The following is a 13,637-nucleotide window of genomic DNA, read 5'->3' on the forward strand; positions in this document are numbered from 1 at the left end:
TTCCTCGGGGTGGATAGAAAAAGAGGGTCGAGAGCTATGCACCTTTCACAGCAAGTATTTTGAGCGTGCTCTGTTGATAAATGATATCGAGCTGTGCGTTAGCGCTCAGGCTCTGGAAGCTGCTCACAAATGCTGGCTGGCCCGCATGCTCAATCTCGCGTAAAGGCAATAAGTGCATACGCGGGTGCTTACGCCAGAACTGGCAGGCTTCGGGGGTATCAAGTGTGAGATGAGGCAGGCCATTGAGCTCTCGATATTGGCAATGCGGACAGAAGATATACACACCACTCTGTGAGATATAGGAGAGATATTCCGCCGGCCTATCTTGCGGATGGGATCTGAGCTCCGCAGGAATATTTCGTAACAGATCCTCATATTCTACAGGAAGATCTGGTAACCGATAGACACGCGCCTGCGTTAGCTGCCCGCAACGTAAGCACGGCCCCTGCCCACTCTCTATAGCCGACCAGTAATAAGTGCCAAGATAAGCAAGCTGACGCCCGAGAATAGATTTAGAGCTACGCAACCCGTCCCATAACTCGGGCTGCTCCACTGACGCAATCTGCCAGCATTGAGGACAGGTAAAACCGATACGTTGCTCCTCGGGATCATAATAGCGCGTGAGCTGGCCACGGCCGCATAACGGGCACCAGATACGCGTTTCCTGCTGCTGCAAGCTGCACTCGGGTTTGCACAGGCCAAAGGCAGTAGCCTCCTCACACAGTTGAGTCGTGATAATCCGTCGCAAAGCCTGCTTGCTCCGATGGAGGCGCTGCTCAACGGTTTGCACGCTCAAACCAAGGCGTTCGGCCAACTCGCGGTGCGAAGTTCTATAAGTATAGAACTCGATCAATAAGCTGCGCTTTGCCTCGGGAAGTAAGGCCATAGCCCGCTCAAGAAAGCGGGCCAGATCCCTGTGCTCTAGCTCAATCTCGATCTCATCCTCGTCGGTAGCCAGCTCTTCCAGCGCAACATCATCAGCCCCCTGCTCCTCGTGCACAAGATGCTCGCTTTCACGGTAATAGCGACGCATCCAACGCTTGCACACGTTACGCGCGATAGCTGCCAGCCATCTGCGACAATTGGCTGTGCCAAATTCCTCGCCGTGCGCATAAAACTTAGCGAGATTACGCCAGGCTTCTATTAGCGTCTCCTGGGCCAGGTCCTCGGCAGCCTCAGCATGGCCAGTGAGCTTTACGCACAGTCCCACTAACCAGGCGCGCTCATGTTCAAACATAGTCACAGCTGGCTCAATGGCTGCGTAGCTTGAAGCGGTTCCCTTATCTTGCAGCATTCATCTATCCTTCCCTACGAGTATACAGTAAACGCTTTTAGACTTGCCAGTATTCTCAAAGTAATGATGGGCAAAGCGTTGCTCTGCCCACCAATCAGGAGATGGAACTTGAAGTCCAATTTGTCCATCACTTATATGTCGCCCTTCACACGGAAAATCTGACACAAATTTTTAGTTTGTTTGCAGGTCTTATAAATTCGACAGGATTAGGAGACGAGATTCATAAAATCCACGATGGGAAGCGGGATGATACCATTTTCTGGCTTGGTACATGTATAATATGCATGTTATCTCTACAGATGAGAGTAAATACTGAATTGTATATTTTATTTTTCAGAAGCATGAGGAGATAGTATAAGTATGGAAACATCTGATGAACGCACTCAAGCTAGCCCCATCGACCAAAACGGCCTCGAAAGGGAACAGGTACCGGCCAATGCCTTGCGCCACAACAGCTTTGGACAGATCGCCGTGTTCTTTGCCTGCATCGCCGCCATTGCTCCCATGGCCAGTATGTTCTACAACGTGCCAGTGATTGCCTCCACGGCAGGAGCGGCTGTGCCCCTGGTTTTCCTGCTCTCGGCCATAGGCATTCTCTTTCTTGGCATATCAGTCTGGTATTTTGCGCGGCGACTGTCCTCGGCAGCTGGCTTCTATACCTGGGTCCGGCACGGTCTCGGTCAAGGAGCCGCCTTTCAGACGGGATGGCTTCTACTTGGAGCTTATGCGCTCTTCGAGGCTGCGCTCCAGGCTGCGGTTGGCGGAGCCATGGAGATCACTATGACAACCTCCTTTGGCTTTCATCTGCCAGGGGGCTGGGTAAGCTATGCCGTGATAGGAATCGCTATTGTCTGCCTCTTTGCATTTAATGTCACATGGAGTGTGCGCATCATGGCTCCCTTTGCTCTTGCCGAAATTGCAGCTTTGCTCCTCCTCGATGGGGCTATTACCCTCAAAGGAGGTGCTTCGGGCCATGATCTCCTCCATACCTTCACGCCTGCTGGGACGGCCCTCAAAGGCGTTGCTCCTGGGGGCCTGCTGGGAATTGGTCTTGGCATGGCCCTCGGTATTCTCGCCTTTGTCGGATTTGAAACTGTGGCGGTTCATGGAGAAGAGGTGAAGAAGCCGCGACGAACGCTTCCCCTTGCGCTCTTCTCCCTCCTCCTCTTCTTGACGCTGCTCTATCTCTGGACCTCGTATGCGGCGACGATTGGGCTTGGCTGGCAACATGCTGGCGATACCCTGGCCAATGTTGCAATAGCCCCCGAGCAGTACTATATCCTGGCCAATCGCTATGTGGGAGGTTGGTTTCGTCTTGTCGTAATGGGACTTGTCCTCACCAGCAATTATGCGAGTTGTTTTGCCATGCATAATGCGATGACCCATTATTTGTATGCGATGGGCCGTGACGGTCTGCTCCCTCGCGTCTTTGGCCGCACGCATCCCAAGACGCAGAGTCCCCATATCGCCTCTCTGACCCAAAGTGTTTTCTCGGTCATGATCATTGCCTTCCTGGCCTGCGTCATGCAACATACCGATGCGCAGGGAACTACCATCTATGCTCTGGGTCTAGCTGATGGAAAGAACTTTACCCAGACCAGCGGCGTGGTGAGTTATCAGTGGGTAGCCTCCATCGTCACTATGTGCCTGATTCTCGTCTATATCCTTACCAATCTGGCTGTTCCCTTCTTTGCACACAAACGAGGAGAATTCCACCTACTCTGGCACCTTGTCGTTCCTGTCCTGAGTACCTTCTTTCTGCTCCTTCCGCTCAGCTCCTTTCTGCTGCCGGCACTGCCTTTTCTTAGTCAGTTGGCGACGGAGCTAGGATTTGCCCCAACGCCATTCCCGCTCAATATGTTGCCACTTTTTGTAGTCTTCTGGGTAGTGTGTGGACTCATCTATGCGCGCTATCTTGCCCGTCGAGCCCCTCAGCGCTATGAACAGCTTGGCCAAATTATTCGGGGAAAAGAGTAGCTGTACAGAGAATGGAACTGGCCGGCTTGAGGGTCGCGCCAGTTCCATCGGAGCCGCTTTTAAGCCGGAGGATCTTCTGTCAATCAACCAACGAGGCATACACGGCACGCGCCGCCTCATCGACTGGCAAAAATGCCGAGACCGCTGGATAGATTTTGCTGCTCACGGAGACAAGCATTTGCCGTACACGGATCGGGAGCACCTCGCCAGTCGTCGCCATGCGAGCAAGCACCAGCTTTGTCGGTGCATCCCCCTAATGAGTCTCCATGCTGAGAGCATCCCTTCCTGGCAGAACAATGCTCTCAGTGGTAGGCTCAGGAGGCGGAATATATTTTCCTTCAGAGATAGATTTAGCCCGGATAGACTTTGGCGGCCATCAGTTTAGCCTTTGAGCGCAGAGTAGAGCAAATAAACGTTATTATGCTTCAAATGTTGCATGCTGGCTAGCAGAGATCTTCACGTTCCTAACCTTGACTGCTCGGTTAAGCGCTTGTAAAGGGATTGGAGCTCCGGGCCTGGCAAAATCTCCATTTCTTCCTGCAGGGTCGCGGCACACCGCTGATACTGACGCAAAGCTAAGCCTCGCTTGCCCTGGCGCAGATAACAGCGCATAAGACCATAATGCCCTTCCTCCAAACACGGATCAAGGGCGAGCAAATGCTGCCAATGCCTGGCACACTCCTCGATCTCTTTCCGCCGCCAGGAAATTAAGGCCAATTGATGGCGGGTATCGATATATGCCAGGCGCAACTCATGACGACGCTCAATGCACCAGTTATCGTAAAACGATTGTAAATAATCGCCGCGATAGAGCTTGCTCGCCTCTATTAGATGCTTATAGGCCGTTTTGTCATCCTCGGATCTAAGGGCCTCTTTGGCACGCTTATAGGCTTTCTTGAAATTATCCACATCGTACCAGAATTTGTCTCCATATAGGTTATGCAAATCCAATTCATAGAAACCAGAGCGCGAAATGACGGCTGCCTCGCCAAGAATTTTACGCAGATAATAGATGCTTGTGCGCAATGCCTGGCCCGAGGAGACATCCTTCTCAGGCCACAGTTCCGCACAGATCTGTTCTTTATGAACCGGGTATGTATGATCTAACAAAAAAAAGCATAGGCTCATGGCATGCGAGACCCGCCAGCGTTTGATCGGTTGATCCTGCAAAAAAACTGTCGGCTCTCCAAATGCCTGGATGCGTAATGTGGGAAGCCCTTGCAGGTGCGCAAGTTGCTCAATCTCTTGCGGTGAAAAGCGTAAGGCACTACTCCCAAGACCAAAGACCTCGCGCCGGGCAAGCAGAGGGGCAAGGTTTAGATCAGGGGAGGAACGACTTTCAATGATAAGCAGGCACTGAGCAGGAAGATGCTGAAGTAGACGCTCAACAAACTGCTTAATAAAGGATGTCGTATTCACTTCATGATAGTTACATAAAGCTATCGCGAAGCGTTCTTCGATATGCGTTTCCATGATACCGACAAGAAGCTCTATTATACCCTCGGGATCATCTATGAGAGAGGGATTGCATGAAGGAAAATCTCTTGATGTGCAAAGCTGAGCAACGAGTGAATCCAGGCTCTGGACCAACAAAGGAAGATGCGCAAGCGTAGCACGTAGGCTGGCGATAAATAACGAGATGAATTTGCTTTTGTTAGTATCGGCCTGATCAAGAAAATACCAACAACATGGAAAGCCGCTACGCTGCATAAAATCAGCCAGCAGGGTGGTCTTTCCATAACCCTCAGGAGCACACACCAAAAGCAGCTTATAGCAAGATGAAGCATAAACTACATCATTAAGCACATTCAGTAGCTCTTGACGTAAAACGGTAGCAGAGGGAAGGACAGGACGAGATATTTGTTTCAGGAGCGATATATTTTGTCGCATGCCTGCTCTCCTTTCTACAAGCGCAAAATGCTACAAAGCTATGCATATTCCTTGACCTATCTGCCAGGGCAAGTGAATATAACAGGGGAAATAAGGCTGAGGATCTGGGTCTCTATACGACAAGCGTATGCATGATAATCTTTTGTAAGCACTCGTGCTGCTCACCGTCATCAAACAACCGCATAATAGCCGGGTATTTGTGGCAAAGAAAATGCGCATGCAATATTTCCTGTGAGTGCAGCAAAAATACCACTGCATAATAGAGAAATGCTTTTGGCACAAGCTCGGACTAGCTACTCTAGCCAGCCACCAGCAAGCCCTCGGTCAGGGGCCTACCAGTCATTGAAGAAGAAAAATTGATCTAATAGAAAGGTAACTAAATAGTAACGGCTGCGATTTTTGGGTATCAGCCGTTAAAATACTCATAACATAAAATCAAGAGATATAGTAACACAAAGGTGATATATCGTCAAGATACCCAAATAGCATCACAATGAAAACTGAGTGTAATGCATTAATTTACAAGTTGTAAACAAAGTTTCTTTATGCTTCTTCCCGAAAAGAAGTTTTGGAAGGCTTCATGCGAGGAACATGCTGATTTGCTGGCCCTCGTTTTTTCCCAGCAAATCAGAGGAGCAATCTTCATGCTGGAATGCCTTTACAATTCCAGGGAACAATAGAGTCATGGCAAATGCCTCGAACGGCAGTGACACCAACGGCGCTCAGCCCACAGCAAATTCGAGATCCCTATCACCTGGATGCGGATCTTTCCTTGCTCGTGACGCAACCTGCCCTGGTCGCCGTGCTTCCTGTATCGAGGCACGATCGCTCCTCATTCTATGCCCTATCGATTTTTCCAGCAACGCTCTAGCGGGGATCTGCTTGCACGTTAGAGTAGTAATCTTTCTAAAAGCTTGTCAGGTCGCCGCAAAAGTGTAAATACGATGTAAACATGTACACAGTAGAGTATGTTCGTGGAGAGAAAACTCTCTCTTCTCTACAAGAGGTACTGAATGGGCCTCGATTTAGATGACAATGAGTAGATACGGTTGCAGAAAAACCTTAAACAAGAGCGGAGCATGATATGCAGCAAAATCCTTTCAATAAGCCAGAGCAGTTCAATGATATGGTGGAAACACAACGCTACAAAAAGACCCAGGAGAAAGTACTACTTTGGGGGCTGATAGGGGGTTCGGTACTGGGGGCAGCACTAACAGCGCTCTTCCATACTCCTATCCCTAATTTGGGCGGAGGTTTAGCTATCGGCCTTCTGGTAGCGGTTTTTATTATGTTAGGAATGAGTGCTCAGAGGTATGCGCAACGCTTTCCCACTCTCAGAAATGATGCTGCAGAAACCTTAGAGCGCAGAACCAAACCGGAGATAATATTGCTCTGGAGCCTGATAGGTGGCCTGGTGTTGAGTATACTGCTGGTTATATTCACTCATGATCTGCTGTTAAGGATAGGAGTCAGCGTTTCAGCGTTTTGCTTGATAGCCCTGCTTGTGCTCATAGGCATGGCCATCCAGCAGCGCATACATGTACAGAGAAGCCGGGATATGCAGTGGCCATAGTAGAGAGATGGCTTCCGTCAGCATGAAGAAACCCCTCTCCCCTGCACCATTCAATGTGCTCAATGACTTGCTGGGCAATATCCCCGAGAAGGCTTGAGCCGAGTCGATACGCTGTGCATGTGGAACATGGGTAAAGATGGGGTCCCATAAGGCATTGTCTCACCTCTGAAATGTTTCTGCGCAATAGTTGAGAAAGCGCACTTCTTCACGCTTTGTGGTGCGACAAGATCTAGCGTCAAGCCTGTGGTGCTCGATTCGCATGGCAAAGAACGCTGTAAGATAGGTACACTCATCGAATGTGATGCTGATCGCAGACAAGCGCTCAAACCACGCGAGCAGGCAGCCGGAGCAGTATCAGTCCGAGAGTCGCTTCTTATGCTTCCTTACTGGGCGGTTGCCCCTCCATCAATGATCAAATTCTGCCCAAGCATGAAAGAGGCCTCATCTGAGCAGAGCCAGACCACAGCATCGGCGATTTCCCGTGGTATACCCAGACGCCCGATAGGATTGGCAGCCTCAATGTGGGCACGTACATCTGCAGGAAGCTTCAGAAATGTCTCTGTGGTGATCCCGCTTGGACTTATGGCATTAATTCGAATATTGGCCTTTGCATACTCCAAAGCTGCCACCCGACTTAAACCTATGACACCTGCCTTTGTGGCACTATAAACGGCAAGTCCTGATGCTCCAATAATGCCTCCCACAGATGCCATGTTCACAATCGCGCCACCACCGGTGGCGAGCATTGCAGGGATTTGATATTTGAGGCTGAGCCATATTCCTTTGAGGTTCACAGCTACCGTGTAGTCCCACTCTTCTTCGGACAGATCTACTAAAGAAGCGCTTGACGTTCCAACCTCGGCATTATTGAATGCATAATCCAATCGCCCGTATTCTTTGACAGTTTTGTCCACCAGCGCAGCTATGTCTGACGCCTTAGTTACATCAGTTGGGACGAAAATAGCCTCTCCTCTTATCTCCTGGATTTGCCTGATCGTCTCAGTCATCTTTGCAATACGGCGGCTGGCTATTACTACTTGTGCACCGTGACGAGCAAATGCGAGGGCCGTTGCTTGCCCAATACCTGAACTTCCCCCAACAACAAGGGCAACTTTTCCGGCCATAGAAGCTAACATAACGCTTTTCCATTCTTCTTGTGCATGCTTCCCAAAACAGGAGGTCGCCAGCTCTGGGAAAATGGTAGCCCTGCCCTCCTGCTCTGCGAGCATAGCAGATCAACGATTAGGAAACATCACTCAGATGAGGGGTGTTCTGGCCACACCAGAAATTCCTTTTGTTTCACCAGGTGAGGGAGAGATGCCTCTTCTTTCTCAGAGGCATCAAAATGTGAAGCTTTGGGACAAGATGTTTAAAACAGTCGCAGAGAGAATGAGGACTAATCCTCTTGACAAAGAGTTCTGTGAAGCCGCTCAGGGCAGAAAACGAGGTGGTCAGAGAAGATTATGCTCAAGGGCATAGCGGGTAATCCCACTGCGTGTAGAGATCCCAGTTTTGCTGTAAATAGAGCGGACGTGGGATTGTACGGTAAAAAGGGTAATGGTCAATTTGCGGGCAATCTGAGGCCTTGTCAGTCCTTGAGCTAGACAATGCAGCACCTCGACTTCGCGTGGAGTCAGGCCATCTGGATAAGCCCGGATACGTGTAGCAGGCGTAACCAAGGATAGCACGTTGAGAGAAGGAGCGGCTTTTTGTGCCAATGCTCTTCCACGATTCTGCCCCTCTTTCCAGGCTGCGACAAAGCTCTCTTCACCAAGAGTGTTTCGCACAAGAATGAGCTGTTGTGTGTAGCTAGCATGCTCGCGGGGTGGCAGGGGGATGCCAAAGTGCTCGCGTAAGGTATCCGCTTCACCCAAGAGTTGTGTGGCCTCTCTCTCTTTCCTTTGTGCTACTAGAATACGAGCCAGGCCTTCCAAGGAAGATGCGATCTGTGCACAGTCCTCAATCTCTTGGAAGTAGGCTAGACTTTCCTGGTAGAGTGCCTGAGCATGGGCGTAATTTTTCTCGTCGATGGCTACCTTTGCCAACAGAGAATGGAGCACTGCTATGGTTCGCTGATCTCCACTCGCCTGCACCATTGTCAGGCTCTTCTCAAGGTATGTACTGGCGAGAGCCACATCACCCTGGCCCAGGACAGTTTGTCCCATGAGAGCATAGCAATTGCTTATGAAGGTGGGATTCTCTAAGGCGTCCGAAAGCGCAAGGCCTTCTTCAAGGAGCGTCTGGATTCTTGCGGAATCCCCCTGAACTGCAAAGAGCGTCTCTGCCAGGCGGATGAGGATGCTAGCAGTGGCAAAAGCATTTCCGAGCTCTCGGCAAAGCATCAAGCTCTCTTCAAGCTGCCCGATTGCTTCCGGGTATTCTCCCTTGAGCGAATGAAGAAGACCTGATTCATAAAGAGATGAGGCGATAGCTATTTTGTAATTGCAGTTTCTCGTCAAGGTAAGCACTTGCTCCATCAATTGGCTTGCCTGAACGAGATGATTGCGGGTAATTTCTATCTTGCCCCAGCAGTAGAGCGCGGCAGCTTTGGGGATGGAGGTATCTTCTGTACGGCACAGGCTCAGACTTTCTTGAGAGAACATGACCGTCTGCTCATAATCGTCCTGAAGCAGGGCCAGATATGCCCCTACCACAAGAGTTTTGAGGCGCAAGGATGCATCTACCTTTGCTCCTCCCTGGAGCGCTTGTCCGATGAACTGTCTCCCTTCGCTGATATAGCCGCGAATATACCAGAAGCTATGTAACGCATTACATAGACGCAAGGCCATCTCGCTGTATCGTTTCGCTTCTCCCTCTCTGCCAGCCTGCTCCAGCAACCATACAAGTGCAGCTCTTATGTTGTTGTAAGCCTCTGCAACCAATTCTAGCCAGCGAGGCTGAGGCGGAGTCAGCCACGGGACCTCCTCTTCTTCCACAAGAGAGAGAAAACAGGTTGCATGCGCGAGCCGGATCTTCTGGAGGTTGCCGCTCAGCTCCAACATCTCTAGCCCATACTCCCGCAACAGATCGAGCATAATGAGCTGTGTCGCCCCGTTCTCCTGCTCCTGGCGCTGTAATAAATGCATATCGAGCAGCGAGGTGACTCCATCAAGTACCTGCTCGGCACTGTATCCCATTACACTACCAATCTCCTCAATAGCATCCAGCGAGCAACTGCCAGCAAAGACAGCAATATATTGGAAGAGTTGCTGCTCTTCTGCACTGAGCAAATCGTAGCTCCACTTGATCGTCTGCTGCCGTTCTGGAAGATCTGCATTTGCCTGTGTGAGGATCTGGAGAGAACGATTTAGCCGCAAGGAAAGCGCTTCAGGAGAGAGGATTTGTAGCCGGGAGGCTGCCAGTTCCAGTGCCAAAGGAATTCCTCCAACACGGACGCTTATCTCTGCCAGGGCCAGGGAGTTCTTTTCTGTGAGCATGAAGTTTGGTTTCACTCGCTGCACCTCTTTGACGAGAAGTTCTATTGAGGGGTATTGAAGGAGTTGCTCGTAAGGTGGCAACTGCTCAAGGTTGGGAAGTGGGAGTGGAGGCAAGACGACGAGGTGTTCACCGCTCAGTCGCAACTGTACACGGCTGGTAACGAGCGCTTTTATCTGGGGAGAGGCAACCAGCAGTTCAGAGAGCAAAGGCGCAACTGGCAGCAACTGCTCAAAGTTATCAAGTACCAGCAGCAGCTGCTTGTATTGTAAGAAGGCTTTAAGTTGTTCGAGGAGAGGCTCTTTACTCATATTGCCCAGCTTGAAGCTGTGCGCGATGGTTGGGAGAACTAGGGATGGGTTACGGATGCTGGCGAGAGGGAGAAAATAAACGCCATCAGTAAAATCCTGTTGGAGGCGCATGGCTACTTGCAGGGCAAGGCGCGTTTTACCCACTCCTCCTTGTCCTGTTAGGGTGAGAAGGCGCAGGCCAGGTTGTTGTAAAAGGGCGACCACAGCATCAATTTCCTGTGTACGCCCAATGAGTGGAGTCAGAGGTACTGGCAAGAGCTCTCCTTTGACTTCCTGTTGCGGCAGAGAGAGAGGAGCCAGTTCTCTCTCCTGCTCGCTAAAATGCGCTACCTCTTTCGAGGATAGCAAGCCTCTCTCTGTCCTGGTCTTGTTTATTCTTTGTCTCATGCGGTCTTAGACCTGCGAGCAGCACATGCCCTCGTAGGAGAAACTCCTGAAGATGTGATCGTTGACTGCTTACATCTATCACTATAGCATCTTTCATAGGAATGGAAAATGACCCATTTCACTTTGAGTAGAACAACGCAACTTCGCCGCCCCATATATATTATAAATGGATGCGGCCTTCGTGAGGTATGTGCCTCCCATGAGAACAAGCTATTTTCAGCCTTGCAACTGTAAGCGCCAGGTAAACATAATTGCCAGCGGAATCACCAGCAGAAACCAGACCGTCCATAAACCCTCAGATAAATTAATGCGGTTGGTCTGAAGAGGAAGTTTTCCTTACTATGTATTTCTCTTGACAATACTCAACAATACATCTCGCCTTGTCGCGTACCAAAATAGCGGGCATTAGAACTGAAGTAAATATACATAGTCTTTTCGACCATCAGCAAAGGCAAAGTAAGGGGAAAGAAGACATAGAGAGAAAACTGCAATGTATGGCACAACAGTCATTAGTGTATGGGGATGTTGGCAAATGAGCATACTAGTTTACTTAGCAATTTTTCCATCGTCGAAAAGTCTGAGCCGGGCATATTGCTTTCTTGTCCGCGGACCCACCAGGCGGTGGGTCCACCTGATCTACGCGTGGAGCACCAGGGAGAGGTTGTCTGCATACCCGTCGTTATAGGGGCCATTTTCATCAGGGTTCTGTGAATAGGGCTTAATCGTGAGAATGATCTTCACCTTGCGTGTGCCTTGCGGGATGCTTCCGGAAGTGGTGCGCTTGAGAAGTTATGTCTGATGTGTTACCGATCCTATCGTGCGGTCCTGATTGAGGACTGGTCCAACTTGAGCCGTAGCTATTTCTTGTCCGTTGGTATCCAGAAACAATGCCTGTACATCTGCAGCATTACTAAAATTACCAAAGCCACCCAGGTAAGCGAGCAGGGTATAGGTCACGTGCCCTTTATCTACAAGGGGGGTAACTTCGGTGAGATCTATAGTTTGTATGGCACTCGCGACGGCATTGGGATTGTCTGCAATCCCTCCTGCAAAAAAATTCTCTCCTCGGTTCTCTGGCCCTGGATCACTGCTCTGGAGTGTACCGCTGATCGCATCATACTTGACAGGAGTAAACGTGCCAGTAGTTGTCCAGCCGGGAATGCTTTTGATCACCTCCTCTGGCCTCGTTGCTCCCGGTCCGGCTTCGGCATCTCCATTGAGAAGCAGATTGTGTTCCATGTACTTGGAGATCAGATTGGTTGATGTTGTCTCCGTTGTAGAAGTTGCAGGCACGATCGTCGCTGAAGGATTTGCAAGGACCGTCTCTGAAGCAGTTGTCGATGTTGCCTGGCTACTGGCTTGCAGTGCCGACCCATCTGTATTCGTCATCGAACTGCACGCTGTTAATAGGCTCAAACCGAGAATACTGAAAATGAGAAGAGAACGCTTCCAAAGAAAAGTCTGAAATGGATACATATGACGGTATGTTGAACCGCTGCACTATTCTCGCCAGAGGTTCATCTCCTTTGCTTTTTTAGATCTATAGAACATTTTGTAGATTAGTTACTACATCATCAGAATTAAGCTATGAATAATTTAGCTCGCCTGGTGTCAATAGCAAGAAAATTCTTTAAAAGGACAAATTTTTCTTACAAGAGAGCATAACAGAGAAACCATCAGAGAAGCATCACTCAGGTGAGGGAAATTTTGGAAGTGATCTTCCCCTTTGATAGGGTGGTTTACCCGCGCTTCTCGTGCACAGTATAGTTCGACTGTTCACACGATCAATGTATTAGGCTGAAGGTGATGCAATTTCACAGCGAGATACATTGAACAATATATAGGAGATTCATTGTCACCTAACCCCCTATACGAGATTTTAATAATGTATACTTGTGTAGTAAGTTTTCATGTTTGTAGCTCGCATAACGTAAGCGCAACGGCCGAAAGATGTTACGAAACAGACTCGGTACCCATGTTAATTAATGGGTGCTATCGTATGCGTGTCAGGGATAGAAAGCCAGACAAATTGCAGTATAGATAAAGGAGACTTTTCTCTATGGCTGAAGCAGCCCGTATTGCTATGTACGCGGATCTCTTTTGCCCCTACGCCTATATCAGCGCTTACCGCGTACGCAAGCTACGCAGTAGCGAGTATCCTAATAGCATCTGTATCGAACACAAAAGCCTCTCGCTCGAATATATCAACAAAGAACCTACTCCCCGACGCCTGCTCGCAAGTGAGATTCCGCTGTTGATGCTGGAGGAGCCAGATATTCCTTATCAACCCTGGTATCGCTCTGAGAGTGAATGGCCAGTAACCATGTGGCCAGCATTTGAAGCGGTTAAATGTGCTGAGCGCCAGAGCCTGGTCTTAGCCGATGAGTTGGACTGGGCAATTCGCAAAGCTTTCTTTGCCGAGAGCCGTTGTATTTCTCTACGCCACGTTTTATTTGAGCTAGCCGAAGAAACTGGCGTCGATATGGCCCGTTTCTCAGAAGATTTTGACCATGGAGCAGCCAGATACCAGGTTCTTCAGGAGACAAAGGATGGTTGGGAACATTTGCATGTAGCCGGAAGCCCAACCTTTGTTCTAGCTTCCGGCAAGCAATATAGCAATCTAAGCTTGCCAGAGATCGAAATCGACGAGAAGCAGCACTATCGCGTGCTTGCCGTAAAGCCGGCGCCTTGCAAAGGCGAACTTTGCCTGGATCTTTTGCGGCAGATGTTTCAAGAAGCCATACGCGCACCGAGAAATCAATAAGGAGCC

General features: G+C 49.7%; 10 protein-coding genes. 4 read left to right on the forward strand and 6 right to left on the reverse strand.

From position 1 onward, the window contains the following. Nucleotides 1-34 precede the first annotated feature (34 nt). Complete coding sequence (locus tag EPA93_RS02800) at nt 35-1,294, reverse strand: RNA polymerase sigma factor (RefSeq protein WP_129885576.1); 1,260 nt, start codon at nt 1,292-1,294, stop codon at nt 35-37. Between the two features lie 360 nt (nt 1,295-1,654). Between EPA93_RS02800 and EPA93_RS02805 the strand changes: the two genes are divergently transcribed. Continuing rightward, nucleotides 1,655-3,271, forward strand: coding sequence for an APC family permease (locus EPA93_RS02805; RefSeq protein ID WP_129885577.1), 1,617 nt, complete (start codon nt 1,655-1,657; stop codon nt 3,269-3,271). Between the two features lie 79 nt (nt 3,272-3,350). On the opposite strand, the gene EPA93_RS48185 is transcribed toward EPA93_RS02805, so the two are convergent. After that, nucleotides 3,351-3,491 carry a hypothetical protein gene (locus tag EPA93_RS48185; RefSeq protein ID WP_165422833.1) on the reverse strand — a complete coding sequence of 47 codons (141 nt, stop codon included), beginning with the start codon at nt 3,489-3,491 and terminating at the stop codon, nt 3,351-3,353. Nucleotides 3,492-3,727: 236 nt separating this feature from the next. Continuing rightward, nucleotides 3,728-5,161 (reverse strand): AfsR/SARP family transcriptional regulator, encoded by a 1,434-nt coding sequence (locus EPA93_RS02810; RefSeq protein ID WP_129885578.1) that lies wholly within the window; start codon nt 5,159-5,161, stop codon nt 3,728-3,730. 691 nt (nt 5,162-5,852) lie between these two features. On the opposite strand from EPA93_RS02810, the gene EPA93_RS02815 reads away from it, so the two are divergent. Next, nucleotides 5,853-6,032 carry a hypothetical protein gene (locus EPA93_RS02815; protein ID WP_129885579.1) on the forward strand — a complete coding sequence of 60 codons (180 nt, stop codon included), beginning with the start codon at nt 5,853-5,855 and terminating at the stop codon, nt 6,030-6,032. Between the two features lie 213 nt (nt 6,033-6,245). Further along, nucleotides 6,246-6,734 (forward strand): hypothetical protein, encoded by a 489-nt coding sequence (locus tag EPA93_RS02820; RefSeq protein ID WP_129885580.1) that lies wholly within the window; start codon nt 6,246-6,248, stop codon nt 6,732-6,734. A 383-nt stretch (nt 6,735-7,117) separates the two neighbouring features. Here EPA93_RS02820 and EPA93_RS02825 read toward each other — a convergent pair whose 3' ends face one another. From EPA93_RS02825 to EPA93_RS02835, 3 genes are all read right to left on the reverse strand, one after another. Beyond that, the gene (locus tag EPA93_RS02825) at nt 7,118-7,870 is read right to left on the reverse strand and encodes a glucose 1-dehydrogenase (RefSeq protein ID WP_129885581.1); all 753 of its coding nucleotides are present in this window, start codon (nt 7,868-7,870) and stop codon (nt 7,118-7,120) included. 315 nt (nt 7,871-8,185) lie between these two features. Continuing rightward, nucleotides 8,186-10,828 (reverse strand): LuxR C-terminal-related transcriptional regulator, encoded by a 2,643-nt coding sequence (locus EPA93_RS02830; RefSeq protein ID WP_165422834.1) that lies wholly within the window; start codon nt 10,826-10,828, stop codon nt 8,186-8,188. 828 nt (nt 10,829-11,656) lie between these two features. After that, nucleotides 11,657-12,256, reverse strand: a complete 600-nt coding sequence (locus EPA93_RS02835) for a hypothetical protein (protein WP_129885583.1) — start codon at nt 12,254-12,256, stop codon at nt 11,657-11,659. Nucleotides 12,257-12,926: 670 nt separating this feature from the next. Here EPA93_RS02835 and EPA93_RS02840 point away from each other — a divergent pair. Next, nucleotides 12,927-13,631 (forward strand): DsbA family oxidoreductase, encoded by a 705-nt coding sequence (locus EPA93_RS02840; RefSeq protein WP_129885584.1) that lies wholly within the window; start codon nt 12,927-12,929, stop codon nt 13,629-13,631. Nucleotides 13,632-13,637 lie beyond the last annotated feature (6 nt).

The organism is Ktedonosporobacter rubrisoli (assembly GCF_004208415.1).
Lineage (GTDB): Bacteria > Chloroflexota > Ktedonobacteria > Ktedonobacterales > Ktedonobacteraceae > Ktedonosporobacter > Ktedonosporobacter rubrisoli.